This is a genomic window from Bacillus sp. YBWC18, from assembly GCF_002998775.1.
In the GTDB taxonomy this organism is placed as follows: Bacteria; Bacillota; Bacilli; order Bacillales; family Bacillaceae; genus Bacillus.
Map to the genome: position 1 here is coordinate 440,101 of NZ_PVRI01000003.1, position 26,343 is coordinate 466,443.

At 42.3% G+C, this 26,343-nt stretch carries 24 protein-coding genes; 8 read left to right on the top strand and 16 right to left on the bottom strand.

Annotation, left to right across the window (positions count from 1 at the left end):
- Positions 1 to 7 precede the first annotated feature (7 nt).
- Positions 8 to 625 (top strand): flavin reductase family protein, encoded by a 618-nt coding sequence (locus tag C6348_RS11720; protein WP_106043169.1) that lies wholly within the window; start codon positions 8 to 10, stop codon positions 623 to 625.
- Between the two features lie 37 nt (positions 626 to 662).
- On the opposite strand, the gene rbsB is transcribed toward C6348_RS11720, so the two are convergent.
- From rbsB to C6348_RS11765, 9 genes are all read right to left on the bottom strand, one after another.
- Positions 663 to 1,580, bottom strand: a complete 918-nt coding sequence (gene rbsB / locus C6348_RS11725) for a ribose ABC transporter substrate-binding protein RbsB (protein WP_106043171.1) — start codon at positions 1,578 to 1,580, stop codon at positions 663 to 665.
- A 13-nt stretch (positions 1,581 to 1,593) separates the two neighbouring features.
- Complete coding sequence (rbsC, locus tag C6348_RS11730; RefSeq protein WP_012011497.1) at positions 1,594 to 2,547, bottom strand: ribose ABC transporter permease RbsC; 954 nt, start codon at positions 2,545 to 2,547, stop codon at positions 1,594 to 1,596.
- A 1-nt stretch (position 2,548) separates the two neighbouring features.
- Positions 2,549 to 4,030 carry a sugar ABC transporter ATP-binding protein gene (locus tag C6348_RS11735; RefSeq protein WP_106043173.1) on the bottom strand — a complete coding sequence of 494 codons (1,482 nt, stop codon included), beginning with the start codon at positions 4,028 to 4,030 and terminating at the stop codon, positions 2,549 to 2,551.
- Positions 4,031 to 4,045: 15 nt separating this feature from the next.
- A complete protein-coding gene (rbsD, locus tag C6348_RS11740) occupies positions 4,046 to 4,438 on the bottom strand; it encodes a D-ribose pyranase (protein WP_060597455.1) in 393 nt (130 codons plus the stop codon).
- Positions 4,435 to 5,313: a ribokinase gene (gene rbsK, locus C6348_RS11745; protein ID WP_106043175.1), complete on the bottom strand. Its 879-nt coding sequence runs from the start codon at positions 5,311 to 5,313 to the stop codon at positions 4,435 to 4,437. The genes rbsD and rbsK overlap by 4 nt, the downstream gene beginning before the upstream one ends.
- Entirely contained in the window at positions 5,310 to 6,296 is a 987-nt protein-coding gene (locus C6348_RS11750; protein ID WP_106038991.1) for a LacI family DNA-binding transcriptional regulator, read from the bottom strand. Before C6348_RS11750 ends, rbsK begins: the two co-directional genes overlap by 4 nt.
- Before the next feature lie 117 nt (positions 6,297 to 6,413).
- Complete coding sequence (locus C6348_RS11755; RefSeq protein WP_106038992.1) at positions 6,414 to 7,556, bottom strand: Ger(x)C family spore germination protein; 1,143 nt, start codon at positions 7,554 to 7,556, stop codon at positions 6,414 to 6,416.
- Positions 7,546 to 8,643 (bottom strand): GerAB/ArcD/ProY family transporter, encoded by a 1,098-nt coding sequence (locus tag C6348_RS11760; protein ID WP_060597449.1) that lies wholly within the window; start codon positions 8,641 to 8,643, stop codon positions 7,546 to 7,548. Before C6348_RS11760 ends, C6348_RS11755 begins: the two co-directional genes overlap by 11 nt.
- Positions 8,633 to 10,114, bottom strand: a complete 1,482-nt coding sequence (locus C6348_RS11765; RefSeq protein ID WP_066031637.1) for a spore germination protein — start codon at positions 10,112 to 10,114, stop codon at positions 8,633 to 8,635. The genes C6348_RS11760 and C6348_RS11765 overlap by 11 nt, the downstream gene beginning before the upstream one ends.
- A gap of 747 nt (positions 10,115 to 10,861) precedes the next feature.
- Here C6348_RS11765 and pgsB point away from each other — a divergent pair.
- The 5 genes from pgsB to C6348_RS11785 all read left to right on the top strand — a co-directional run bounded on the left by pgsB (position 10,862) and on the right by C6348_RS11785 (position 15,190).
- Positions 10,862 to 12,043 carry a poly-gamma-glutamate synthase PgsB gene (gene pgsB / locus C6348_RS11770; protein ID WP_106043177.1) on the top strand — a complete coding sequence of 394 codons (1,182 nt, stop codon included), beginning with the start codon at positions 10,862 to 10,864 and terminating at the stop codon, positions 12,041 to 12,043.
- 15 nt (positions 12,044 to 12,058) lie between these two features.
- Positions 12,059 to 12,508 (top strand): poly-gamma-glutamate biosynthesis protein PgsC, encoded by a 450-nt coding sequence (gene pgsC / locus C6348_RS11775; protein WP_012011488.1) that lies wholly within the window; start codon positions 12,059 to 12,061, stop codon positions 12,506 to 12,508.
- A gap of 18 nt (positions 12,509 to 12,526) precedes the next feature.
- The gene (locus C6348_RS11780) at positions 12,527 to 13,693 is read left to right on the top strand and encodes a CapA family protein (RefSeq protein WP_034660209.1); all 1,167 of its coding nucleotides are present in this window, start codon (positions 12,527 to 12,529) and stop codon (positions 13,691 to 13,693) included.
- On the top strand, positions 13,690 to 13,860 hold the full coding sequence (edmS, locus tag C6348_RS18900) for an extrachromosomal elements maintenance protein EdmS (protein WP_003213661.1): 171 nt from the start codon (positions 13,690 to 13,692) through the stop codon (positions 13,858 to 13,860). The genes C6348_RS11780 and edmS overlap by 4 nt, the downstream gene beginning before the upstream one ends.
- A 106-nt stretch (positions 13,861 to 13,966) precedes the next feature.
- Positions 13,967 to 15,190 (top strand): C40 family peptidase, encoded by a 1,224-nt coding sequence (locus C6348_RS11785; RefSeq protein ID WP_106038995.1) that lies wholly within the window; start codon positions 13,967 to 13,969, stop codon positions 15,188 to 15,190.
- A 56-nt stretch (positions 15,191 to 15,246) separates the two neighbouring features.
- On the opposite strand, the gene C6348_RS11790 is transcribed toward C6348_RS11785, so the two are convergent.
- Both C6348_RS11790 and C6348_RS11795 read right to left on the bottom strand, forming a co-directional pair.
- The gene (locus tag C6348_RS11790; protein WP_106038996.1) at positions 15,247 to 16,128 is read right to left on the bottom strand and encodes a Cof-type HAD-IIB family hydrolase; all 882 of its coding nucleotides are present in this window, start codon (positions 16,126 to 16,128) and stop codon (positions 15,247 to 15,249) included.
- A 400-nt stretch (positions 16,129 to 16,528) separates the two neighbouring features.
- Positions 16,529 to 17,494 (bottom strand): LCP family protein, encoded by a 966-nt coding sequence (locus C6348_RS11795; RefSeq protein ID WP_106043181.1) that lies wholly within the window; start codon positions 17,492 to 17,494, stop codon positions 16,529 to 16,531.
- A gap of 262 nt (positions 17,495 to 17,756) precedes the next feature.
- Here C6348_RS11795 and C6348_RS11800 point away from each other — a divergent pair, with 262 nt between their 5' ends.
- Positions 17,757 to 19,121, top strand: coding sequence for a sugar porter family MFS transporter (locus C6348_RS11800; protein ID WP_095285705.1), 1,365 nt, complete (start codon positions 17,757 to 17,759; stop codon positions 19,119 to 19,121).
- 137 nt (positions 19,122 to 19,258) lie between these two features.
- Entirely contained in the window at positions 19,259 to 20,656 is a 1,398-nt protein-coding gene (locus C6348_RS11805) for a bifunctional glycosyltransferase family 2 protein/class I SAM-dependent methyltransferase (protein WP_106043183.1), read from the top strand.
- 12 nt (positions 20,657 to 20,668) lie between these two features.
- On the opposite strand, the gene C6348_RS11810 is transcribed toward C6348_RS11805, so the two are convergent.
- The 5 genes from C6348_RS11810 to kduI form a co-directional block, all read right to left on the bottom strand.
- Positions 20,669 to 21,814, bottom strand: coding sequence for a Ger(x)C family spore germination protein (locus C6348_RS11810; RefSeq protein WP_106043185.1), 1,146 nt, complete (start codon positions 21,812 to 21,814; stop codon positions 20,669 to 20,671).
- Positions 21,811 to 22,911: a GerAB/ArcD/ProY family transporter gene (locus tag C6348_RS11815; RefSeq protein WP_106038999.1), complete on the bottom strand. Its 1,101-nt coding sequence runs from the start codon at positions 22,909 to 22,911 to the stop codon at positions 21,811 to 21,813. The genes C6348_RS11810 and C6348_RS11815 overlap by 4 nt, the downstream gene beginning before the upstream one ends.
- A 3-nt stretch (positions 22,912 to 22,914) precedes the next feature.
- Positions 22,915 to 24,381, bottom strand: a complete 1,467-nt coding sequence (locus tag C6348_RS11820; RefSeq protein ID WP_034660198.1) for a spore germination protein — start codon at positions 24,379 to 24,381, stop codon at positions 22,915 to 22,917.
- Between the two features lie 105 nt (positions 24,382 to 24,486).
- Positions 24,487 to 25,260 (bottom strand): 2-dehydro-3-deoxy-D-gluconate 5-dehydrogenase KduD, encoded by a 774-nt coding sequence (kduD, locus tag C6348_RS11825; RefSeq protein ID WP_034660196.1) that lies wholly within the window; start codon positions 25,258 to 25,260, stop codon positions 24,487 to 24,489.
- 4 nt (positions 25,261 to 25,264) lie between these two features.
- Positions 25,265 to 26,092, bottom strand: a complete 828-nt coding sequence (kduI, locus tag C6348_RS11830) for a 5-dehydro-4-deoxy-D-glucuronate isomerase (protein ID WP_106043187.1) — start codon at positions 26,090 to 26,092, stop codon at positions 25,265 to 25,267.
- Between the last annotated feature and the right edge of the window lie 251 nt (positions 26,093 to 26,343).

The following is a 26,343-nucleotide window of genomic DNA, read 5'->3' on the forward strand; positions in this document are numbered from 1 at the left end:
GTCTGAATTGATTACGTTGCAAATGGATCAGCTGTCACGAAAAGAAGCATATAAATTATTATCTGGCTCTATAGTTCCAAGACCGATTGCGTTTATTACAAGTCTGTCTAAAGACGATGTTGTCAATGCCGCACCATTTAGTTTCTTTAATGTCATCAGCGGACATCCGCCGCTCATCGCAGTTTCCATCGGACGGCGTCAAGGAGAGATGAAAGATACAGCAAAACATATCATCGACAGGGAAGAATTTGTTGTCCATGTGAGTGATGAAGCGATGATTGAAGATATTAATGAAACAGCTGCTACTTTGCCAGAGGAAGAGAGTGAGCTGAATCGCACCGGTCTTCATCAAGTGAAGAGCAGTGTGGTCTCAGTGCCGGGAATCAAGGAAGCACGCATTCGCTTTGAATGTCAGCTGGAAAAACATCTGACCTTTCAAAATGATGAAGGGGAGATCACAGTCGATCATATCATTGGCCGGGTTGTGTGTGCGCATTTAGATGAGGCTGTTTATGATGCGGAAAAAGGATATGTTTCTTCTCATGAATTGAAGCCAATCGCACGTTTAGCGGGAAATGATTATGCCCATTTAGGGACGTCATTTGTGCTGAAAAGACCAGAATAATAGGAAAAACCCCCGAGGGAAATCGGGGGTTTTGTGTTTATTTTTTCTGTTCTAGTTTCAGTGGAGCTGCGATGTTCTTTTCTACTTTTTTCCCTTTTAGGACGTCGTTTGCAGCGCCGACTGCCATTTTTCCGATCAGCTTTGGCTGCTGGGCGACTGTGGCAGATAGTTTTCCTGCTTTGATCGAGTTGAGTGCATCTTCGTTTCCATCAAAGCCAACGACGAGAATGTCTTTTCCAGAGCTTTGAATTGCTTCTAGAGCGCCAAGTGCCATTTCATCATTGTGGGCAAAAACGGCTTTGATGTCAGGGTTTCCTTGAAGTAGGTTTTCCATGACGTTGAGTCCTTTTGTCCGGTCGAAGTCAGCCGCTTGTTTGGCTGTCACTTTTAGATCTTTATCTGCTATTTGATGGAATCCTTTTCCGCGCTCACGTGTAGCAGAAGCGCCTGGTACACCTTCTAATTCAGCGACTTTTGCTCCTTTACCGACCTTGTCGATGATAAAGTTGGCTGCCATTTCGCCGCCTTTGACGTTATCTGAGGCAACAAGTGCTTCTACTTTTCCGCTTTCAGCTGAGCGGTCTAATGTGATGACAGGAATATCAGAAGCATTTGCTGATTCAACAGCAGTTGATATGGCAGATGAATCCGCTGGGTTGATGAGTAATGCGTCGACTCCTTGCTGAATTAAATCTTCTACGTCACTTGTTTGTTTCGCTGAATCATTTTGTGCATCTGCAATGACCACTTCGATGCCGAGCTTTTTCGCTTCTTTCGTCACACCGTTTTTGAGAGAAACGAAGAATGGGTTGTTTAAGGTCGAGATCGAGAGCCCGATTTTGATGTCTTTTTTCTTCCCATCTTTTGTTGATTTGGCCCACTCTGGCGGTTCTAGCGAGCAGGCAGAAAGCATGAATAATGAGAGAGTCAGAATGAGAACGAGATATTTTTTCATAGCAGCTGCCTCCTTAAGCAGATTTCTTTCTGTCTAGTAGGACTGCAATCAAGATGACAATCCCTTTCACAACAGATTGATAGAATGATGATACACCAAGTAAGTTCATACCATTGTTCAGGACACCGATGATGAGCACCCCGATCAGTGTGCCGACAATTCGCCCTCTTCCGCCAGACAGGCTTGTCCCGCCAAGTACAACAGCAGCAATCGCATCAAGCTCATAGGATGTGCCAGCTGTTGGCTGAGCTGAGTTTAGGCGAGAAGTCAAAATGGCACCCGCTAAAGCAGACATGAAACCTGCCAATGAATAGATCATAATTTTTACGCGTGGTACTTTGATTCCTGAAATAAGCGCAGCTTTTTCATTTCCGCCGATGGCATACGTTCTTCTGCCGAAAGGTGTTTTATGAAGAAGCACCCAAAGTACGATAAAGGTGAGAAGCATTGTGATTGCTGGAACAGGAATGCCTAAGAAATACCCGCGGCCGAATAACTGAAAGGCGTAGTTCGAGCCGAGTCCTGTAATCGGGTTTCCGTCTGTATAAACAAGTGTTAACCCTCTAAAAATCGTCATCGTGGCAAGTGTTGCGATAAAAGGAGCCATTTTTCCTTTTGTGATTAAAAGACCGTTGACCATCCCAAGAATAGCGCCGATGATACTGCCAACGATAATAGCTAAAATCGGGTCCATACCAGACACGATAAATCCGGCAGTCAGCGCACTAGAAAGTGCTAAAATGGCACCGACAGACAAATCAATTCCTCCGGTTAAAATAACAAACGTCATTCCAAAGGCAATGAGGGCATTAATGGAGATTTGTCTCAGTAAGTTTAAGATGTTTAATGGCTCTAAAAAGGCTGGGTTTAAAATAGAAACAATGGCGACAAGGATGATGAGACCTAAGAATGGCCCAAGCTTTTGCATGATGTTGTCAAATCGTCCATTTGAAGTAAGTGGTTTCATGTTACTTCCCTCCTGTAGCTAGTGTCATAATTCGTTCTTGTGTTGCGTCTGCTTTATTTAATTCTCCGCTGATGGTTCCTTCATGAATGACAAGCACTCGATCGCTCATCCCTAGAATTTCTGGGAGCTCAGAGGAGACCATTAAAATGGCAACACCTCGATCAGTCAGTTCATTCATTAACTGGTAGATTTCTCGTTTCGCTCCGACATCGACACCTCTTGTCGGTTCATCTAAAATTAAGACCTTCGGCTGGATGCCGATCCATTTGGCGATGACGACTTTTTGTTGATTTCCACCAGAGAGACTTCGAGCAGAGATTTCAGAGGAAGCCGTTTTAATCGTCAGTCTTTTGATGAGCAGGTCGACAAAATCCTGTTCGTTTTTCTTATCAATCAGTCCTTTTGGAGAGAAGCTTTCTAAGTTTGGCAGACCAATGTTTTCTCGGATGGATGCATCCAGCATGAGTCCTTCATCTTTGCGATCCTCTGTGATAAAGCCGATGCCGAGCTTGACGGCATCACTTGGTTTTTTAATGACAGCCTTTTTCCCATGGACCCAGATTTCACCTTGATCAAGAGGATCAAGACCAAACAGCGACCGCATCATTTCGGTTCTGCCAGCGCCCATTAAGCCTGCAACACCGACGATTTCTCCAGCTTTGACTGAGAAACTGATATCATGAAATTGTCCTTTTCTTGTCGCTTGCTTCACCTCAAGGACAATATCTCCTAGAGAAGGCGATCTCTCAGGGTATCGATCTGTTAATTCGCGGCCGACCATTTTTTTGACGACCTCATGGAAATTCGTTTCAGGTATGGCTTTCGTATCGACTGTTTTCCCATCGCGCATGATGGTAATCCGGTCACAGATCGCAAAGATTTCCTCCATACGGTGAGAAATATAGACAATGGATACGCCTTCTTTTTTGAGAGATTCAATGACCTGAAAGAGCTTTTCAATCTCACGGTCTGTTAGAGCTGCTGTTGGCTCATCCATGATGATCACCTTCGCATCAGTCATTAATGCCTTTGCAATCTCAATCATCTGTTTTTGTCCAACAGAGCAGCTGCCTGCCTCTTGATCAAGCGAGAGGTTCACAGACAATCGGTCCAGCTGGCTTTGGGCAAGAACCTTCATTTTCTTTGTGTCTAGCAATCCAAACTTCGTATAGATTTCTTTCCCGATGAATAGGTTTTCCAAGACGGTCATATCCGGCCATATGTTGAGCTCCTGATGAATAAAGGCGATGCCGTGTTGTTCCGCTTCCTTCGGATTTTTGAAAGCGGTTTCTTTTCCGTCGATTTGAATCGTTCCTTGATCTAATGAATAAAGACCTGTGAGCAGGTTCATTAAAGTTGATTTTCCCGCGCCATTTTCGCCCATGAGCGCGTGGACCTCACCTGTGACGAGGTCAAAGGAGACCCCGGAAAGAACGGTGTTTTTTCCAAAGGCCTTATGGATGTTATGCATCTCAATGTTCATATCTGGCTCCTCCTTTTAAAAGATGACACCGGCATGAAGAATGCAGTTTGCGTATGGGGTGGCTTCACCCGTGCGAATGACTGCTTTTGCCTGTTTGGTCATGTTTTTGAACGTCTCGTGGTCTACATCATGTAATGGCTGTGAGAACGCTTTCTTTAGAAATAGATGATCTCGTTCATTGGCTTCTTTGATTTCACTAGCCACAGTAATGTGTTCAACCGCCATTTCCTGAAGAAGGAGGGAGGTGACCTCCTGAAAGGACGGTGTGCCGATTGATAACGCCAGGTCGATTTTGACTGGACCTTCTGGAATAGGAAGACCGCAGTCTGCGATGACGATTGTATCTGTATGACCAAGGTCAGCAAGTACCTTGGCGATATGACTGTTTAAGATGCCGTTTTTTTTCATTTCTTTTTCTCCAGTTCTTCTCTTGTTGGCATGCCGCCTTGTGCACCGAACTTTGTGACAGACATTGATGCTGCAAGGTTGGCATAGGCAAGTGCGTCATAGAGAGATTTGCCCTCTGTTAAGGCTACAGCCAAGGCTCCGTTAAAGGTATCGCCTGCTCCTGTTGTATCAACTGCTTCAACAGGAAAGCCTGGAACTAGCACTTCTTTCAATCCGTCAAAAAATCGAACCCCATTTTTCCCTTCTGTGATGAGTAATTTGTTAGGGTATTGACGCAAGGCGTCTTCAATTGGGAGTCCATCAAACATGAGAACAGCTTCGTGCTCATTCGGTGTAATATAGGCAGCCTGGTCTAAAACCTGCTGCGATACTTTGCGGGCAGGTGCAGGGTTTAAAATCACAGGGATTTCTTTGTCGCTGCAAATGGCGCAGACAGCTTCGACTGTTTCTTCAGGTATTTCCTGCTGAATGAGAACTATCCCAATATCATCTATTGTAGAAATTGCCTCTCTAACATAGTCAGGAGTGACCTCGTCATTTGCTCCTTTGACCACGACAATGCTGTTATCACCTTCTGCTAAAATGATATGAGCGGTGCCGCTTTCCATTTCGGTAACCGGTTTCATATATGGGGTGCGGACCCCTTGATCTTGTAGATTGCTGACAATATCCTGACCATAAGCGTCATCACCGACCCGGCCGACCATGTATACATCTGCACCGAGTCTGGCACTTGCGACTGCTTGATTGGCGCCTTTTCCCCCTGGGACGGTTTTAAATGATTCGCCTAACACCGTTTCACCGGCATTTGGCCGTTTATCCGATGTGACGACTAAATCCATAGAACAGCTTCCTACTACGACAATATGACTCATTGTGAATCCACCTTTCTTGTGGTCTCTCGTTCAATAAAAGAGACGGGCATTTGGATAACTGGTTGATCTATAGGTTGTTTCTGAATCGCTTTGATTAACAGCTGTGCCGCTTCTTTTCCCATCTCATAGGCAGGCTGCCTAATCGTAGATAAGGAAGGGAAGAGCAGCTCGCTTTGCGGAATATCATCAAACCCAATGATTTGAACATCATCTGGAATGGCTTTTCCGATCCGAAGCGCTTCGTGTATGACCGCTGTTGCGACGATGTCATTGCTGGCAATGATGCCATCTGTTTCAGGGTACAGCTGGAAAAGAGCCTTGGCACTCTTACGGGCTTCTTGAAAGGAAAATGAAGCATTAGACATCACATGGAAGTCGACGCCTTTTTCGGTTAGTACATCGAGTGCACCTTTGAATCGCTGCCTCGCTGTTTGAAGGTGGGCAGGTCCTTTCAGCAGTGTGATCTGCCGGCTGCCGCGCCTGATTAATTCCATCGCGGCCATTTTCCCGCCAGCTGCAGCATCTGCAAACACAGAAGGTGCATGTGGAACGGTTCGATCTAAGAACACAACCGGTAATTCATTATCATTGTATATATCTGATTCAGGTTCGTTTGTGACAGCGATGACACCGACCACTTGATTTTGTTTAAAGGTTTGTAAATAGGCCATTTCCTTCTCTCGATCTTCATCACTGTTTCCGAATAATAACCGAAAACCATGCGCATGAATTTCGTCCTCAACGCCTCTAGCGAGCTGAGGGAAGAAGGGATTCGTAATATCAGGTAAAATCAAACCGATTAAGCGTGATTCTCTTTTGAAAAGGGATCTAGCCACTTCATTGGGAAAGTAGTTCAGCTCCTGCATCGCTTGTGTCACGCGGGTTTTCGTATCTGTATGGACATATCCAGTATCGTTAAGCACGCGTGAAACAGTGGCAACAGACACTTGTGCAGCTTTTGCAACATCTTTAATTGTAGCCAATGGAGTGCCTCCCTTCGTGAATGTGTAACCGTTTACACAGATAGATTATCATGAAAGCATTAAAATGACAATCTTAAAAAAATAAAAAAATAAAAGAAAGATGCTATCTTCCTTTTATTAACTAGTAATCCCTGTTTCTGTAATATTCACTTTGATTTTTGGGATGATTTTTACATTTGGATAATCAGTTTTCCAATTCATTTTTACATATTCATCATAATTTTTAACGCGATACTTTCTTCCAAGACTTAACACGTCGGAGTTTGATTTCTGCAAAACAGAGATTACTTTTTCTGCTTCCTTTGTGAAAATAGCTGATAATCGTTTGTTTAGTTCATCGATCTTTTTCGTACTATCTAAATTGTCTTTCGGATATTCAACGACAGCTGTTTTGAATTCGAAATCTAGCCCAATTGTCACGTTGCGATGATCAGAATTGAGAATACGAATATCTCGTTTTAAGTCGGTGACTTGGATGGTAATATAGTTATTTCCCTTCAACTCCATATCATTTCTGATCTTTTTAGTGAAATTTGCATATTTCCCGATTTTATTATTCATGAGATTGAGAAGCATGGCATCTTGACCATAAAGCTCACCTGTTTTTTTCTCATTATCGAATAAAGCCACACCTGCTACTTTGATTAGTTGTTTAGACTGATCAAATACAATTAAAGGCAGGGTAAAGTCTTCTCCTGTTTGGAGCATCTTTGAGCGTATGCTTTGAATATTTCCAGCGGTCACTTGTGAACCTCTTGAGGCAGTTGTAATGAGATTGTTTAAATAGTCACTGACAATGAGCTGTTCTTTTAGTAATTTGTTGATGACATCAATACTTGAACCGCCTTTCACAACGGCTAAATTGGCAAGCAAAGGACTTTTCGGATCGCGATAGAACATGTCTAAGTAGGGAAGAAGTTGATTTTGAGAGAATTCATCACCGATCAGTAAAATCCTCATTTTTGACATATCAATCTTTTGGTCAACCATTCGGCCGAAGTCTGTTCCCGCTTTACGTAAAGTTGGAGCATTGGTTGTCAATACAGTGGTTGAATAAGTACCTGAACTTCCTTGCTGCACACTTTGAGACTGTTGTACTTTTCGGTAGGTAATCGATACTTTTGCGTTATCATCTTCCCCTTGATCAATGGCGGAAGTAAGGACAAGGGAGATGTTTTTTAATAGGTTTTGATCCCAGCAGCCAGGCATCATGGTGAGAGACACGCACATGAGGAGAGTCAGGACATATTTATGACGCATGTGATTTCACCTTCTTTTTACGTTGTTTGATAAAGATAACGATCGCCATGAATGCTGGAAGTGTGTAAATGAACGAATACTGAGCAATCGTTGTAAAATCATTGAAACGCTGAATGCGAAAGTTATCGACTGCCAAAAAACAGCTAGACGCATATATCAGAATGGCGAAACAATAAACATATTTTTTGTGATCCTTTTTCTTCAGTAAACTGGAAATGCCATTTGCACAAAAGTACAGATAGTTACTCAATGTGGCAAGAATAATAAACACCCAGAAGCTAAGAAAAATTAAATCTGTCCGCTCAATGATACCGAAGGAAATGGTTTTTAATAAGTAAAGAACAGGGTTGGGAATCACATCAAGCTCAATTGGACTAAAAAACATAAAACAAATCAATGTAATAAATAGGTAGTAAAGCGTCGTGCATATATTTGAAATGGTCATGATTTTATACCGTTCCTTAATCGTGCCTTTCATAAAGGGAGAAAGAATAAGGATCATCTCAAATCCATTCATCGATAGGACGACGTCCTTCAGCCCAAGCTGAAACTGAGAAATGTCTGTTTGAAAAAAAGGCATCAGATAATCGATATTGGTCCCTTTTAATGAATAGAACATCAGCAAGGAAAGCAAAAGGAGAAGGGGAGTTAAGATAAAGTTAAACCTGACAATGGCTGTAATTTGCTCCTTCGCAATATAAACAATGGAAGTAATGAGTAATAGATTGATGACCCAGTTTGGCGTCAGCGGCAGAACCCACATACCAATAATTCTGGTGAAAATGGATAAAACGACAATACAGACGGAGGCAAAATACAGTATATACAGTGCAATCAGTAATTTCCCAATCCATTGACCAAATACATCAATTAATGCTTGGAAGAATGATGTTTCTGGATATTTATGAATGATGTAAATGAAAATTGTATTGATGATTTGGATAAAAAAACAGGCGACAATGATCGCCATCCAGCCATCGTGTCCCATGTCTTTCATCAAAAAGTGGGGGAGCGATAAAATACCGACACCAATTTGAGATTGAATGAGAAAAAAGACAGCTTGAGGTGGAGATATTTTATTTTTCATTTTTCTTTTTCCATCCTCTCAAATGTTCAATTTGCTTTTTCTTTTGCGGATTTAAATAAACAGGGCGATTTTTGTACATCCACATTGGGAGGCGAATTACAGTATCTTTTAAATCCTGCCAGTTAAATGGAGTAACAGGTGATAAGTATGGTACCCCTAGTGATTCAAGGCGGCATAAATTCATGAGAATGATGGATAATCCAAATGAAATGCCAATAAAACCAAACATTGATGCCATGAACATGAGCGGGAAACGCAGCATCCTAATGGTGGCCGTCATTTCAAATGATGGAAGGACAAAGGAAGCGACAGCGGTCACGGCGACCACGATGACAAGAACATTTGAGATGAGTCCTGCTTGTACAACAGCATCCCCAATGACCAAACCACCTACGATACCAATGGTTTGACCAATTGGTCTAGGTAGACGCACCCCTGCCTCACGAATGAGTTCAATGGTGATTTCCATTAGCATCGCTTCTATCAAAGGAGGAAATGGGATACCGATAATTGAATTTTTCATCGTTATGGCTAATTCATCTGGGACGACCTCATAATGAAAGCCAATGACAGCGATATAAAAAGATGGCAAAATGACTGCGATGATACAGGCAAGATAGCGGAGAACACGGATAAACGTAGCCGGAATCCAGCGGCTATTATAATCATCAGGTGATTGAAAGAAGCTAAAGAAGGTGACAGGAAGAATGATGGCCATCGGACTGCCATCCATCATCACCACAATTCGCCCTTCAAGGATTGCAGATCTCACCTTATCAGGGCGTTCTGTATCAATAAGCTGCGGGAAAATAGAAAATGAATCATCCTCAATCGCCTCAACAATAGAGCCAGGACTTAGCAGCGTGTCTACTTTAATAGAAGAAATCCGTTTGTTTACCTCTTCTACCTTTTCTTGATTAGCGATATCAGATATATAAACAGTCGCAAGCTTTGTTTCAGATTTTGTACCAATCTTATGATACTGAATGGCGAGCTTTCGATCATTTAAATGCGAACGCAGTAAGTAGATGTTGGTATCAAGACTTTCAACAAATCCGTCATGTGCTCCAGCAATAATACTTTCAGATGAAGGTTCAGAAATAGAGCGCAGCGGCGGCTGACCGACAGAAAACAATTTGATCTGTGAGGAATTTTCATCAAGAAACGCAATGCTTCCAGCAATAATACTGTCTGTAATCAGCGTCAAGTCACCAGTTTCGAGTGTACTGAGAGATTTCGTATATTCCTGCTTTCCAGGAGGTCCTAACAAGTTGCCGATTATGAAATCATTTAATTTGCCTTCATCTACTCTTGTTTTAATAAAAAACAGGACAGATTTCGTTTCATTCACCATTAACTCTCGGTATTCAAAATCCCCGCTTTGCTGAAATGTCTTTTTCAGAATCCGGATTTTTTCCTCGAAGCTGCCTGATAAAAAATGCAACCGTGTTTGCTCATTGCTGTTTGGCATCTTTAGCCTCCTCTCACAGATTTTTTAACCTTAGTGTAAGCGGAGAAGCTGATTTTATTCGTCATCTTTGGGGAAAGCATGACATGAATTGACAACTTTCAACTAAAATCATATTAAAAATGTTAAGAAATGATGAATCTTGATAAAAACAAATGAATAATGTTTCATTGTTTAGGTCATAAGGAGCGAATATCGTAAAAAGCAGGTATTCCGAAATGATCAATAGTTTACATCTTATCCCAATTTTTTGTGACCCGAAAATAAGCATATGACTTGATTTTTTTAGAGGTGACCTTTGTCATAGGTCAACGCGTAGCATTCTGACCGATGAGGATGACTTTCTAACCTGTTCCTTCAAAAATCGAAAACATTCCAAAACACGCACTATTCATTTAAAGCGCTGATATGACTGATGTTATAGAGTTTAAAGGGCTTTAAAACATTGATTCAAAATACATCTTAATAATTGTCAAAAAATTTAGGGAGAAAAGGACAAAAGATTTTCCGATGCTTGATGGTAACGCTTTCTCTTGATTGAAGCTGAAATTCATACCAATTTTTGTCCGCCTTTTGGCCTTTTCATTTAAAGAAGAGCTAGGCAAATCCGCCTTCTGATTAGAGGAATTTGGCATACGAGGAAGTGAAAGATTATGTTACATAATACCGATTGTGATTTTATGCTGAACATATATACTGTTGATTGAATTTACATATCACACTCATAAAAAAAGGAGATGTAGATAAGCGATGTGGTTAATCGTTATAGCCTGTGTCATCATGTTAGGGATTGGCTTTATTGAAAAGAAGCGTCACCAGAAAAATATCGATGCCTTGCCGGTGCGCGTCAATATTAATGGTATTCGCGGAAAGTCTACCGTTACAAGATTGACAACCGGTATCTTAATGGAGGCAGGTTATAAAACTGTCGGCAAAACAACGGGAACAGATGCAAGAATGATTTATTGGGATACGCCAGAGGAGAAACCGATTAAAAGGAAACCGCAAGGACCAAATATCGGTGAGCAGAAGGAAGTTATGAGAGAAACCGTTGAAAGAGGAGCAAATGCCATCGTCAGTGAATGTATGGCAGTAAATCCAGATTACCAAATTATCTTTCAGGAAGAGCTGCTTCAAGCGAATATTGGCGTGATCGTAAACGTTCTTGAAGATCATATGGACGTAATGGGGCCGACACTTGATGAAATAGCAGAAGCCTTTACAGCGACAATTCCTTACAATGGACACTTGGTTATTACGGATAGTGAATATACGGAATTCTTTAAAGAGATTGCGAAAAAACGCAACACAGAAGTCATTGTTGCAGATAATTCCAAGATTTCTGATGAGTATTTACGGAAATTTGAGTACATGGTCTTCCCAGATAATGCCTCACTTGCACTTGGTGTTGCACAGGCATTAGGAATTGATGAAGATACGGCATTCAGAGGAATGTTAAATGCGCCACCTGATCCAGGAGCGATGAGAATTCTTCCATTAATGGACGCGAAAACACCTGGACACTTTGTAAATGGTTTTGCGGCAAATGACGCATCATCTACATTGAACATTTGGAAGCGTGTGAAAGAGATTGGATATCCAACAGATGAACCGATTATTATCATGAACTGCCGTGCGGATCGTGTAGATAGAACGATCCAGTTTGCGGAGGATGTACTTCCTTATATTGAAGCAAGTGATCTTGTCTTGATTGGTGAAACAACAGATCCAATTGTGAAGGCATATGAGGATGGGAAAATTCCGGCTGACCACTTACACAACCTTGAATATCAATCTACAGGAGAAATTATGAATATGCTTGAGAAAAAGCTTCATAATCGAGTGGTTTATGGAGTCGGCAATATTCATGGTGCCGCTGAACCGTTAATCGAAAAAATTCAAGAATACAAAATTAAGCAGCTTGTCAGCTAGGAGGAAATATAGAAAATGTTCGGATCAGATCTTTATATCTCGTTAATTTTAGGTGTTCTACTTAGTTTAATCTTTGCAGAAAAAACAGGAATCGTACCAGCTGGACTTGTTGTCCCAGGTTATCTGGCGCTTGTATTTAACCAGCCAGTCTTTATTTTAGTCGTCTTATCTGTCAGCTTGCTTACGTATGTCATCGTTCGCTTTGGTCTATCGAAATTTATGATTTTATACGGACGCAGAAAGTTTGCTGCGATGCTAATTACAGGGATCGCCTTAAAGCTTGTATTTGATTTCTTCTATCCAGTGGTTCCATTTGAAATAGCAGAATTCCGCGGAATCGGTATTATCGTTCCTGGATTGATTGCAAATACGATTCAAAAGCAGGGTCTTACGATTACCCTTGGAAGCACGTTACTTCTAAGTGGTGCAACATTTGCCATCATGTATGTTTACTATCTATTTTAAGATAAGGTGTGTCCAATGATGAATAAAAAATTGAGCTTTCAGGAAAAGCTGCTGAAAATCACAAAGAACCAAAAGAAAAAGACGAATAAACACGTACTGATTGCTTTACCGATTGTCATTGCTTGTACATTTCTATTTACGTTTATCGGGAAAGCACAAGTGCCAACTGTACAAAAGAATCCAGAAAACATCCTGACCGCTTCGTTTGTCGGTGACATTATGTTTGGAAGAAACGTAGAGAAAGTAACAGACCGTTATGGAAAACAGCATCTCTTTCGTTACGCCAAGCCATATTTTGATGTGTCAGATTATGTGACTGGTAACTTTGAGCATCCAGTCGCATCAGATAAAGAACAAGCGGCACAAAAGAATATTCATTTGAAAACAGACGAAGATTCTGTCAAAGCATTGAAGGATTTGAATTTCTCTGTATTAAACTTTGCGAATAACCATGCGGCAGACTATGGTGAAAAAGGGCTGAACAACACGATTGATGCCTTTGAACATGCTGGCATGGATTATACAGGCGCAGGCCGTAACCTTCAGGATGCGAAGCAGAACATTTCGTACAAAGAAGTAAATGGTGTCAAAATCGCTACACTTGGTTTTACTGATGTGTATGGGAAAGATTTTAAAGCAACGAATCGCCAGGCGGGTATCTTGCCAGCCGATCCATCTATCTTTATTCCGATGATCTCGCAGGCTGCTGAAAAGGCAGATATCGTCGTTGTTCATGCTCACTGGGGACAGGAGTACAACAATGAGGTAAACGATAGACAAAGAGAATTGGCAAGAGCGATGTCAAAAGCTGGTGCTGATATCATTATCGGTGCTCATCCGCACGTTCTTGAGCCAATGGAAGTCTATAACGGCACGGCGATCTTCTATAGCTTAGGGAACTTTATTTTTGACCAAGGCTGGTCAAGAACACGTGATTCTGCACTTGTTCAGTATCATCTGAATGAAGATGGAAAAGCGACATTTGAAGTTGTCCCAATGTACATCAAGGAAGCAACACCTGCTCCGGTTAAAGCAGGATCTTTTGAATCAAAATCCATTATCCGTATGCTGACAAATGGTACGAATGCGGATTGGAAAGAAAAAGACGGACACATTTTCTTTGAAGTAGATCACGCTGATAAAGTTAAACACTTAAAAGAAAACGGAGGGAAAGAGAAGAAATGAAATTCCTAAAAGCAAGCTGGCCGTTTGTTGCGTTAATTTTAGTCTTTGTCTTTATGTCTGCTTTTAAATTTAGTGACAGCCTCACAGATCATGAAAAACAAAAGATCTCGGTTGAAATGCAGAAAATCGAACAGCAAAAGCAGTCAAAAACGGAAGCAAGTAAATAATTTTAAAGAGCATAGAGGGCGCGCATTGCGTGCTCTTTTTTGTCGAAAAAAGGTGTAAAATGAAAGGTGTCATGCCGAAACTATAGAAGAAAGGAGGGGAAAGATCATGAAATGGAAAGAAATATTGATTGGTGGGTGTGCGCTCGTAGGGCTGATGTTCATGTCTCAATCAGAAGTATCTGCTCAAACAGCGTCTCCTTTGGAGCAAGCGGAAAAGCTGATCGGAACACCTTATCATAAAGGAGGAACCGATCCAAAAACGGGCTTTGACGCATCTGGATTGATTCAATATGTGTACAAGACATCAGGAGCATTTGATTTGCCGCGGAAGGTGATCGACCAATATCAGATTGGAAAAAAGGTATCATGGGACAAAGCGCAGCCCGGTGACCTTGTATATTTCCGCAGCCTTGAAGAAACAAAGGATATCCCGACACATGTGGCGTTGTACGCTGGTAACGATCAGGTCATCCACATCACGCTCAGTCAAGGTGTGGTGAAAACAGATGTCAGCAAAAGCAAATACTGGACAGACCGATTTTATGCAGTCAAACGACTGCCCGGTACACCGGAAATCTCTGATGACCGTCTTGTGAAAGATGCGATGAAATATTTAGGTATTCCTTATGTATTTGGTGCAGCAGACCCTAAGGTTGGCTTTGATTGTTCAGGCTTTTTACAATATTTATTTGAAAAATCACTAGGGATTTATTTACCTCGAAGTGCTGAACAGCAGTGGATGGTTGGAGAAAAAGTGGCATTAGCGGATATACGTCCAGGGGATTTTGTCTTTTTTAGCAACACATATAAGCCAGGTATTTCTCATGTAGGGATGTATATTGGGGGCGATCGTTTTATTCATGCGAGCCGTTCGGAAAGTGTCACGATTTCTTATTTGTCTGAATCGTATTGGCGCGAGAAATGGACAGGTGCGAAACGATTAACGGATCTGAAATTATCAAAAGAAGATCCGGTTGTCTCAAAAGCGGCAACGTATATTGGGGAAGTCCCTTATGTCAAAGGCGGGACGAATCCAGAAGAGGGATTTGACACAGCAGGGTTCACACAATACGTGTATCGAGAAGTGCTTGGTATTGATCTGCCTCGCTATGCGTCAGGTCAAGTCAAGACAGGTACGCCTGTGAAACGTTCGGAGCTGAAGCCGGGAGATCTCGTTTTCTTTAGTGGAACGTCATTGATGCCGGCGATTTATGCAGGGTCAAATCAAGTCATTCATGTGACCGTCTCAAATGGTGTCGTGCTTACGAATATGAAAACAAGTACGTACTGGAAGGATAAGTATGAGACGGCTGTTAGAATCAAAAAATAAAGAAAAAGCCCGATCCACGCTCGTATCGGACTTCTAGACTTCTCTCTAGGCGCTGATCAGACTAGCGTCTTTTTTTCGTGGAATTGATTTTGTATAAGCAGATCAATAAAGTAAGCAACACCGTCTTCATGATTGCCTTTTGTGATGTAGGTGCTCTTTTCTTTAATAACATCTACGGCATTCCCCATTGCAATGCGGTGGCCTGCTTCCTCAAACATGGATAGATCGTTGGGGCTGTCGCCAATCGCATAAATATGTGAGCGGTCTACGCCATAATGAGCTGCGAGCTTTTTGAGAGCATGTCCTTTCCCAGACTCTTTTGGCAGTACCTCAATGATATGTTTTCCAGAAGAGGTCAATGAAAGCTCAGGCATTTCCGCGAGAAGATCTCGTGCTTCCTGTAGTTTGTTCATATCAAATGAGAAGCAGAGTAATTTATAGGTCGCTTCATTCGACTCAAAAATCTGGCGAATATCATCTACTGGTTTGATGCCAAATTGTTTGAATTGAGTCATCGCTCCTTCCCATAAATCAGCTACATCTTCATTTGGGTTCGCACTTTTGATCACATCAAATTCTGCTTTCAGCTTCTCTTTTCCATCAAAAGGAGAGAGGAGCGCATCGTCCGTATAGACCTCAAAGTAAATGTTTCGTTCTACTAATGCCTTAGCCGCTCGTTTTCCTGCTTCTTGGTCAAGTGTGATACGGCTGAAAAGTTCGTATCCTTCGGTATGAACGGTTCCGCCGTTTGCTGCAATAATGGGGATGTCCAAATCGCCAAGCAGTTCCTTTACATCAAAAGTCGCCCGCCCTGTACAGATGGTGACAATATATCCCGCTTCCTTCGCACGAATCAATGCCTCCCGGTTTTGAGCAGATATTTCACTTTTTGTATTTAAAAGTGTACCGTCTAAATCAATCGCAATCATTTTTTTCATCGCTGTCAAATCCTCCTTCATGCATGCAATAGCCTTTTTAAAGTATGTACGATTTCCTTCATTCTCATGAGCAATGGGATGCTTGTTCCTCTCTATCAAGGCTAAACAAAAATGATCGAATGATCAAGGGAATAAGCCAAAGGGTTAAAATCTACATCATCGTCAACAAGTAGAAAAGCGCCCCCTTAGGGACGCTTTCAGCGTGTAGACAAACCCTTGCATTCTTTGTCAGTCCTGCGCGCTGGTGCTCACGAATGTCAAATTCGCTCCGCGCCAGTGCTCGTCCTTCCTAGAATTCAAAGGTTTTCAATCACGCTGAAAAGAAGACAAAGAGCTAAAATAAAAACCATTTTAGCCCTTTGTCAACAAACAGAAAGCGCCCCTTAGGGACGCTTTCTGTTTATGATAATTCAAGCTGCTTCTTCAATTCAGTCTTCACTTCGTTTAGCTGGTTTTGATCCAATTGGTAATAATAAACTCCGTTTGGCTGGTAATCAGAGCCTTTCAGCTGAATGGTATCCACCGATTTCAATGACGTCAGAAGCGGGAACAGCCCGACTAGTTCTTTCATCGAAAGGTTGGTCGCGACATTATCACCAAGTGTATCAATGATATTGTCATATGACGGAATAGACGTTAACGATTTTGATTTATCAAAAATGGCTTTTAATACTTCCATTTGACGCTGTCCGCGCATTAAATCACTATCTGCCTTTCTTGTTCTCACATATGCGAGAGCTTGATCACCGTCTAGTGTATGAGTTCCTGTTTGAAGCTGTACCTTGCCCTTTGTATCTTTTAGAACCTGTTTGACCACATATTCATCCTTGACGTTAATAGAGACTCCGTTTAGTTCATTGACGATCTCTTTAAATGCTTTGAAATTACTTTGGATCACAAAATCAACCGGAATATCTAGTAAATCTTCGACTGTACTTAAGGTTAAATCTGCACCGCCAAATGCGTGTGCATGTGTAATTTTGTCATAGCCATGCCCTGGAATATTCACATATGAGTCCCTTGGAATGCTTAATAATTTTACGGTTTTATTTGTACGATTGACTGTTGCTAAGACCATTGCGTCGCTTCGTGCCTGTTTCACTGTTTCGCCCGGTCTGCTGTCAATGCCAAGCAGCAAGACAGAAAAGCTGTCTTTCCCGGGATCGAATGCTTCAATCCGTTTCACAGATTGTGCACCGCGATCCAGAGATACTTGCGCTTTTTTGGCAGCGCTTGTCACTTTGTAGTAGGCATAGCCTGTGACAGAAGCGGTTGTCAGTAAAAGAATACCGATGATAAACAGAGTGACTTTCACCCATGGCTTTAAACGCTTTTTTCCTTTGCGTTTCGTTCTTGATTGATCCATATATTTTAAACCCTCGCTATGATTTTTATAGTAAAGATGTCCTTCTTTTTGCTTACAAACTAAAACAAATATACCTTAAAACGGGATATAGTGCGACATTTTTTTCACTAACGCTTAATTGACGTTTTCTTATCTTAAAAAGTTTCAATGATACGCAAATGAAATATATTTGTCATAAAACATCGAAATGTTTGAAATGACAGGAAGTGAGGAAAATGATTTTCCATAGAGAAACATCCAGTACAAAAGAGGGGTTATGAACATGAAAAATCGGAATGGATGGCTTTATTTCTTCGGCGCACTTGGCGGCGCTTTATATGGCTATGATACAGGTGTCATTTCTGGCGCCATCTTATTTATGAAAGAGGATTTAGGGTTAAACGCGTTTACAGAGGGACTTGTTGTCAGCTCGATTTTAATCGGGGCGATGCTCGGTTCCTCTCTTTCTGGAAAGCTGACAGACCAATTCGGGCGGAAAAAAGCCATCATCGCCGCAGCGATTTTGTTTATTATCGGTGGATTTGGTACAGCCCTTGCTCCGAATACGGAAGTGATGGTCTTATTCCGAATTGTACTAGGGCTTGCTGTCGGTTGCTCGACAACGATTGTTCCATTATATTTATCTGAACTTGCTCCAAAGGAATCTCGAGGTGCACTGTCCTCATTAAACCAGCTCATGATCACATTTGGTATTCTTCTCGCCTATATTGTGAACTACGCTTTAGCGGATGCAGAGGCATGGCGCCTGATGCTTGGAATTGCGGTCGTGCCTTCTGTGCTTTTATTATGTGGGATTTTGTTTATGCCGGAAAGTCCCCGCTGGCTGTTTGTCCATGGACAGGCAGACCGTGCGAAAGAGATATTATCTAAACTCAGAAAGAGTAAGCAAGAAGTTGAAGAAGAAATTTCAGATATTCAACAGGCAGAAAGTGAAGAAAAAGGCGGTTTTAAGGAATTATTTGAGCCATGGGTACGCCCAGCATTAATTGCTGGTGTCGGTCTTGCCTTTCTGCAGCAGTTTATCGGAACCAATACAATTATTTACTATGCACCAAAAACATTCACAAGCGTTGGCTTTGGTAATTCAGCGGCAATTTTAGGAACCGTCGGAATTGGGGCAGTGAATGTCGTCATGACGTTTGTGGCGATTAAAATCATTGACCGTGTAGGGCGTAAAGCGCTGCTCTTATTTGGAAATGCTGGCATGGTCCTAAGTTTAATTGTCCTGTCAGTGGTCAATCGATTTTTCGAGGGGTCAACAGCTGCAGGATGGACAACCATTATATGTTTAGGACTCTTCATCGTCATCTTTGCTGTCAGCTGGGGTCCAGTCGTTTGGGTGATGCTTCCGGAGCTGTTCCCGGTACATGTAAGAGGAATCGGTACAGGCGTCTCTACTTTCCTCCTTCATACAGGGAATTTAATCATCTCGCTTACATTCCCAGCTCTATTAAGCGCGATGGGTATCAGTAATCTTTTTCTCATTTACGCGGTCATCGGCGTAGGCGCCTTCTTGTTTGTGAAATATATGGTGACTGAAACGAAAGGGAAAAGTCTTGAAGAAATTGAAGAAGATTTAAAAAAGAGGAACCGTGCCGTCACAGGTGAGGAAGGAAAAACGGTGTGAACAACGACCAGCTGCCCGCATGCAGCTGGTTTTTCTTTGTTAAACAAACGTTTAATCAAGAAAGGACAATCTCTCATCTTCTGAACGTGCTGTATATGACATACATATGGAACAGGCGAGCGAAAGGTGGAAATGAGATGAAAGGGAAAACGAGCATTGTCATGCTGACGTACAATGAACTGCATTTAACGAAAAAATGTATCGACAGCATCAAGCACCATACCCGAAGTGACCAATATGAACTCATCATCGTTGATAATGCGTCAACCGACGGTACGAAGGAATATGTGAGAGAACTGAAAGATGTGATTTTCATTGAAAACACAGAGAATCAAGGCTTTGCAAAGGGATGTAATCAAGGAGCGAAAAAAGCGACAGGAGATAGCATTCTCTTTTTAAATAACGACACGATCGTAACGGAAAACTGGCTTTCTCCATTAAAAGAGGCGTTATTTGCATCAGAACGTATTGGGATGGTAGGACCAGTCTCCAATTATGTGAGCGGTCCTCAAATGGTCGAGCCATCGTATACAGATGTGAAGGAGCTCCCAGTATTTGCGAAGAATTATACGGCTGCGAAAAAAGGTCAGAGAACTTATGTACATCGGCTTGTGGGGTTTTGTCTGCTTGTGAAAAGAGAGCTCATTGAAGAGGTGGGGTTATTTGATGAGCGGTTCGTGTATGGATCTTTTGAGGATGACGATCTTTGTTTGAGATCCTTGCTAAAGGGATATCAGCTGCAAATCGTCCACGATTCATTTGTGCATCATCACGGTCATGCAACCTTTCGTGCGAATCAAGAAACGAACATCTCTACACTGTTTGCTGAGAACAGGCTTCGGTTTTTAGATAAATGGGGCATTGATCTCAATCTGATGACCCCCCATCCGTACTTTGCGGCTCTGCTGCCTGAAGACGCTGCATGTGTGCTTGATGTGGGATGCGGTGCAGGGGCAACAGGGCTTGAACTAATGAATCGGCAGTCTGTTGACATGTACGGGGTAGAGAAAGATCCATTAAAAGCAGCCATTGCAAAGGCATATTATGAAGAAGTCATCGAGGCAAAAGCAGATGAATACCCGTGGTTAGAGAAAAAAGCTTTTTTTGATGCGATTATTTTTTCTGATGTTTTAGAGCATGTGTCAGATCCTTGGCACATCATTGAACAAGCGCACGCATCTTTAAAACCGGGCGGTGTGGTCATTTGCTGCCTGCCAAACATGATGCATGCGGAGGTGCTTCTCCCGTTAATGACAGGGGATTTTACGTATCAAGATGCAGGGATTTTAGACCGAGGCCACCTGAGGTTCTTCACACTAAACACGATGCGTGCACTTTTCCCAGACTATTTGTTTGAACGGGTGATCGAGCAGCGGATCAATGTTCAGATTGATCAAAACGTCCAATTGTTTTTTGACGAGGTGGCGAGAGTAGGAGCGTCACTTGGCTTTCAAACAAAAGCGTTGTCTGATCAAGTGACTCTATATCAGCTTTTAATTGTCGTGCGTAAAAAAGGCGGCTCCCCTTCGGGATAACCGCCTTTTGCATTACCATTTGAAGCTTTTTGTTGCGCCTTCTGCCCCAAAGTTTAAAATGCTGACTTTGACATCATATTCGATATCCGCTTCTTGAAAGAGCGTATCCCACTCGTTTCGATGCTTTTCCCAATAGTCAGGGTATTTAATACGGAAATGCTTGTTTAAAAAGATAGGATCAACGCCTACTTCATTTTGCATATGAGTCACTGCTTTTTGAATGCGTTCTTTTATTTTCTTAGAGAAAATCCGCTCAAATCGTTTGATGTACTGCTCATCGTATGAATTTTCAGGAGGGTATTGATCCTCTGATAATTTTCCATTTGTTTGTATGCAAATTTTAAAGGAAATTTTCCCATTGTTCAGATAGGGTTCAACCTTGGTTTTGGCTTTCTTAATTTCATACGTGATCGGAAAATCTTTGTAGGTGGCAGGTACAACACCGCCTGATATCCGATCCATCACCCAGTTTAAAGATTGGACATCCTTCGAAGGGATGAAGCCAATCAGTTTTCGTGTTTTTCCATCTATAATTCCTGCCCCATCATAAATAAGTTCACCGTTTATCGCATCTACACTTTGTACAAGGAAGCTAATGCCCATCTGAAAGTAATCGGACGCCCGGCCAATACGTGTTGGCAGCAAAATTTTCCCATTAAAGCTTCGGTTTTTAGATGTTTCAAAGATATGCTCAACCGGAACCTTTTGCTGAGATTTCAATTTTTGGTTGATCACTTTTGACGCATCATTTCGTGACACGAGAAGATAGCTGCTTCGCCGAACCTCATCATCTCGTATAAAGTGATTGAGCGTTCCTTGAATATCGTGATGCTCTGCCTGATTTTTGCCGAACAAGAAGATTTTCAGATGATCACTATAGATCGGCGGGTCCTTTAAGGCGACATTACTGACAGCCTCCAGCACATTTTTCCCTTTTGAGACGACATTCACATAGCCAGGAGAATCGGCTTCTTGTGTTCCGCCTGTTTTCGGTACAAGGTTTTGGTAGGTCAGCTTAACTCCATTCTCATCTTCCTCATCAATACCAACACCGCGTACAAACGATAGTTTTTCAATATCCTTTAAATCCCAGCACCCTGATGATAAAAGGATAAGACAGCAGGATAAAAAGATGAACAATACACGCCTTCCTCTCATGCAGAACGACCTCCCCATTTTTTACGTATCATCAGCAGAACAGCTGTAATAAAAGGAATGGCTAAAACCGCGAACAATGCGTAGCCGAGTAAAGTAGAGAAGTAAAAGACTTCATTGATATTTCTCGGAAATAAAGAGAGGGCAGAGGTAATCAAAAACAGCAGCCAAAGCAGTCTCGTAACATTGGTCGTCTTAAAGACTGTGTGGCACCCTTTAATGGCAAATTGGAAAAAGCCAAGCATACAAATGAACTGCTGGCAAGTCCAGATCGTCAGTAAAAAAATATCAAACCGTTCAATGAAGACCCCTTCAAGTTCTAGTGCTTGAATGAGGGAGACAGTGGGCCAGGTGAGGGATTTCGTTTCTCCAACGGTCATGGAACCAATCACAATAAAGAGCGTGAGAGAATAGATAAGTGAGGTAATTCCGACCCCGATCGCAGCGGCCCATTTCGCCTTCGACCATTTGTCTTTATAAATGAGTGGTACAACAAACAAAATGACCTCAAAGCCTGTAAATTGAATAAATGTTTGAGAGAACAAATTACTGAAATCTTTAAACCCGTTCGCCATCACCGGGCGTAAGTAATCAAAATCGAATATTTTCAAACTAAACAGCATGAGCCCAATATAAATGATCATCGTCATCGGATATATGTATGTCACCATTTTCACTATTGGAAAGATACCACTTTTCAAATGATAGATCGCCACAAGAAGAAAAATCATCACAATCACTGCCATAGGAGTCGATTCCAGCAGGAAAAATTGGACCACTTCCCCGAGGACACGCGCTTCAAAGCCGACAATGCCTAGTAAATAAGCGATCAGCATTAAATTAAAGATCGTGCCAAAGAATGCACCGGCTCCTTTTTTATTTGACTCAAAAATGGTGTCCGGCGCATTTTTTTCAGCAATCCATCCTAACAAAAAAGCAACGAAAGCAAAGATGACTCCCTGTATTAATACAATGATCCAGCCATCAGGGAACCCTGAATTGGCAGAACTGCGTGGAATGGTTAAAATTCCAGCGCCTATCATTGTAGAGCTGCACAGAATGGTGACTTGTAACAATGATAGCTTCTCAGCTCTGTACATCGTTTAATCTCCTTGTCTTTTGAGATTTTTTATTTTTGCTGTTTTCGGTCTCGATTTAAATAGCCCAATTGGTAAACGTACGTACGTATCCTTTAAATCTGAAAACGGTGAAGATAAAACAGGTGTGAAATAGTCAAAACCAAAGGTCTTTAATTGCATCAGGTGACAAAGCACAAATAAATAACACATGATCAAGCCGTATAACCCAAGCATCGCTGAACTGAAAATGGCCATAAAGCGCAAGATGCGCAGCGGGAAACTAAAGTCATACGAAGGGGCAGTGAAATCGGCCAATGCGGTCAGCGACACGATAATCACCATTAACGCACTGACGATATTGGCTTGGACAGCCGCCTGACCAATGATGACGCCGCCAATGAGCCCAATCGTCTGCCCGATGGCTCTAGGAAGCCGAAGTCCAGCTTCTCGCAGCAGCTCAATCGTAAAAGACATAAGAATCGCCTCGACAACAGGAGGAAACGGAACATTCTGCCGGCTGCCTGCAATGGTGAGTGCCATTCGTGTTGGTAATAAACCGGGGTGATATGAGACAAGAGCGATGTAGAGCCCTGGTAAAAAAATCGTTAACAGTACGGCAAAATAACGGAGTAGGCGCAAAAGAGTCGCACTTGTCCATCTTTGATAATAATCCTCCGGTGATTGCATCAAGGCTGTAAGTGTCATAGGCATGATGAGGGCAAAAGGTGTGCCGTCGAGCAAAATGGAGACTTTGCCTTCAAGCACAGATGCAATCACCCTGTCTGGACGTTCTGTATTTTGAATCTGCGGAAAAATGGAGATATGGCTGTCCTCAATCAGCTGTTCAATATAGCCGGTTTCAGGGATGTCATCCATTTTGATTTCGGTCATGCGTGATAAAATATCTTCTACTAATTTGGGATCAACAATATCACGAACGTACACAAGGGCAGCAGACTTTTTATTGCGAGTACCTACATTTATCTTTTGAATGACAAGGTTAGGGTCGTTTGCCCGCTCACGGATTAAAGCTGTGTTTTTTTCAAGATTTTCAATAAAACCGATCCGCGGCCCTCTTACAAGGACTTCCGATTGCGGCTCTTCTACTTCTCTAAATTGAAAAAGGTTCGTTTGGAGCGCAAGTGCTTGTGTTGCCCCATTTACAAATAAAATAGCCCTGCCGTTATATAACTGCTCGATGGCAAGGTTCATATCTTCCAGCACGTCATTTTGAATGCCAAAGAACGTTTTAGACAGGGACGGAAGCGTAGTAGAATCAACCTCGGTGATGTCCAGTTCCTTTTGCATGGGTGAAATGATTTGCTTGGAAAGCATCTCAAATTCTGTGAGTCCTTCAACGTACATGAGACATGCAGAGATAGCAGAAGGGCCAAATGAAAATGAGTGGAACACGATATCATCACTTTTCCCGGCAAAGCTTTTGACACGCTTGATGACGGACGCTATATCTTGTTCAATACGACTTTTCATAATACCTCACCCTCATGTCATGTTTTTTATAGAGTGACTCGATAGGAGGAGAATTATGCAAATAGAAAAAAGAGAATCCCTGCAAATAGGAATTCTCTCGTGTGTTTATCTGGCAAGCCAGCCGCCATCAACAGCTAAAATATGACCGTTCATATAATCAGAGGCTGGTGAGCTAAGGAAAACAGCAGCGCCGGCTAGATCCTCGGGCTTACCCCAGCGCCCGGCGGGGATTCGTTTGAGTATCTCTTCATTTCGATTTCCATCGTCTCGAATGGCTTGCGTGTTATTGGTCGCAATGTAACCAGGAGCGATCGCATTCACTTGTATATGCTGGTTCGCCCATTCGTTTGCAAAGGCCTTCGTCAGCCCTGCGACTGCGTGTTTACTTGCTGTATAAGCGGGGACAAAGACGCCGCCTTGAAACGAAAGAAGGGAGGCGATATTGACAATTTTCCCTTGCCTGTTTTTCAGCATCTGCTGTCCAACCCTTTGGGTGAGGAAAAAGAGACTATTGATATTCACATCCATGACCGTATGCCAATCTTCCTCTGAATAATGAGCGGCCTGCTCTCTTTTAATGGTGCCAGCATTATTGATTAAAATATCGATCGTATGCTTTTGTAACATGGCATCGACAGCCTGCTTTGCCGTTTGAGGGTCGGAAAAGTCAACCTGAACCGCATGAAATGAGCGGCCCGCCTGTTCGACTAGCGCTTTCGTTTCCTCAAGCGGTGTGTGGTGGTATGTGCCGATAATATCTGCGCCTGATCTGGCAAGCGCCACAGCAATGCCTTGCCCAATGCCGGTTCCAGGACCTGTCACAAGGGCTGTTTTGCCTTCAAGAGAAAAGAGGGACGCTACATAGGATGCTGACGTCATCACATTACCTCAGCTGGTCCATTGGGACAAAGTCCATATCTTTGAACGTATAGTTCTCGCCTGCCATCGCCCAAATAAATGAATAATTCGCTGTACCTGATCCTGAATGAATGGACCAGGCAGGAGAAATGACCGCTTCCTCATTGGCGACAACGAGATGTCTTGTTTCAGATGGCTCTCCCATAAAATGAAAGACACGAGCATCCTCTTCGATATCAAGATATAAGTACACTTCCATACGCCGATCATGAATATGAGCGGGCATCGTATTCCACGTGTTATTGGTTTCCAGCTGAGTGATTCCCATCATGAGCTGACAGCTTTGGATGCCGTTTGCGTGGATGACTTGATACAGGTTTCGTACATTTGAAGCAGACGCTTCCCCTAAGTGATTCGGTGTTAATTCAGCGATGGCTGCTTTTTGTGTAGGGTACGCTTGATGAGCCGTGGCTGATACAAGATAGAACTTGGCCTCTTCGCCTGATGAACTAGCAAACTGTACATCTTGGTGTCCAAGCCCAATATATAAGAAATCTTTATGCTCCAGCATAAAAGACTCACCATCGACAGTGACCGTTCCTTGACCGCCGACATTCACAATGCCGATCTCTCGTCTTTCAAGGAAATATTCCGTACGTAAAAAGTCTCCGGCATCTAATTTGAGCGGCTCTGCTGCCGGCATGACTCCGCCAATCACCACGCGATCCTCATGCGAATAGTAGAGCTTTAATTCACCACTGACGAATAGCGTAGGAATATGAAAATGACGACGAAGTTCCTCTGTTGTAAAACGTTTGACCTGCTCAGGGTGTACAGCATAACGATTTTCCATTTGAGATAAGCCTCCCTTTCCATCTGAAACAAAATATTGATGTTTTATTTGGTATCGGTTTCAAGGAAAATTCTAGAGGAAAAAGAGAACGCCGTCAACCGTTATTTTGAAATCGTTTTCTTTTTATTTATTTAGATGATTTTTTGCCCTCTTCATGCAAAAAAATCTTCTGGAATACAAGAAATTATGATATGCTCTTTTTAAGTTATTTGAAATCGGTTTCGAAACAAATGAGAAGATATCGATTGTGG

Coding starts and splice junctions, on each gene's coding strand:
- rbsB (WP_106043171.1), bottom strand. CDS start 1,580: ATGAAAAAATATCTCGTTCTCATTCTGACTCTCTCATTATTCATGCTT.
- rbsC (WP_012011497.1), bottom strand. CDS start 2,547: ATGAAACCACTTACTTCAAATGGACGATTTGACAACATCATGCAAAAG.
- C6348_RS11735 (WP_106043173.1), bottom strand. CDS start 4,030: ATGAACATTGAGATGCATAACATCCATAAGGCCTTTGGAAAAAACACC.
- rbsD (WP_060597455.1), bottom strand. CDS start 4,438: ATGAAAAAAAACGGCATCTTAAACAGTCATATCGCCAAGGTACTTGCT.
- rbsK (WP_106043175.1), bottom strand. CDS start 5,313: ATGAGTCATATTGTCGTAGTAGGAAGCTGTTCTATGGATTTAGTCGTC.
- C6348_RS11755 (WP_106038992.1), bottom strand. CDS start 7,556: ATGCGTCATAAATATGTCCTGACTCTCCTCATGTGCGTGTCTCTCACC.
- C6348_RS11760 (WP_060597449.1), bottom strand. CDS start 8,643: ATGAAAAATAAAATATCTCCACCTCAAGCTGTCTTTTTTCTCATTCAA.
- C6348_RS11765 (WP_066031637.1), bottom strand. CDS start 10,114: ATGCCAAACAGCAATGAGCAAACACGGTTGCATTTTTTATCAGGCAGC.
- pgsB (WP_106043177.1), top strand. CDS start 10,862: ATGTGGTTAATCGTTATAGCCTGTGTCATCATGTTAGGGATTGGCTTT.
- pgsC (WP_012011488.1), top strand. CDS start 12,059: ATGTTCGGATCAGATCTTTATATCTCGTTAATTTTAGGTGTTCTACTT.
- C6348_RS11780 (WP_034660209.1), top strand. CDS start 12,527: ATGAATAAAAAATTGAGCTTTCAGGAAAAGCTGCTGAAAATCACAAAG.
- edmS (WP_003213661.1), top strand. CDS start 13,690: ATGAAATTCCTAAAAGCAAGCTGGCCGTTTGTTGCGTTAATTTTAGTC.
- C6348_RS11785 (WP_106038995.1), top strand. CDS start 13,967: ATGAAATGGAAAGAAATATTGATTGGTGGGTGTGCGCTCGTAGGGCTG.
- C6348_RS11790 (WP_106038996.1), bottom strand. CDS start 16,128: ATGAAAAAAATGATTGCGATTGATTTAGACGGTACACTTTTAAATACA.
- C6348_RS11795 (WP_106043181.1), bottom strand. CDS start 17,494: ATGGATCAATCAAGAACGAAACGCAAAGGAAAAAAGCGTTTAAAGCCA.
- C6348_RS11800 (WP_095285705.1), top strand. CDS start 17,757: ATGAAAAATCGGAATGGATGGCTTTATTTCTTCGGCGCACTTGGCGGC.
- C6348_RS11805 (WP_106043183.1), top strand. CDS start 19,259: ATGAAAGGGAAAACGAGCATTGTCATGCTGACGTACAATGAACTGCAT.
- C6348_RS11810 (WP_106043185.1), bottom strand. CDS start 21,814: ATGAGAGGAAGGCGTGTATTGTTCATCTTTTTATCCTGCTGTCTTATC.
- C6348_RS11815 (WP_106038999.1), bottom strand. CDS start 22,911: ATGTACAGAGCTGAGAAGCTATCATTGTTACAAGTCACCATTCTGTGC.
- C6348_RS11820 (WP_034660198.1), bottom strand. CDS start 24,381: ATGAAAAGTCGTATTGAACAAGATATAGCGTCCGTCATCAAGCGTGTC.
- kduD (WP_034660196.1), bottom strand. CDS start 25,260: ATGACGTCAGCATCCTATGTAGCGTCCCTCTTTTCTCTTGAAGGCAAA.
- kduI (WP_106043187.1), bottom strand. CDS start 26,092: ATGGAAAATCGTTATGCTGTACACCCTGAGCAGGTCAAACGTTTTACA.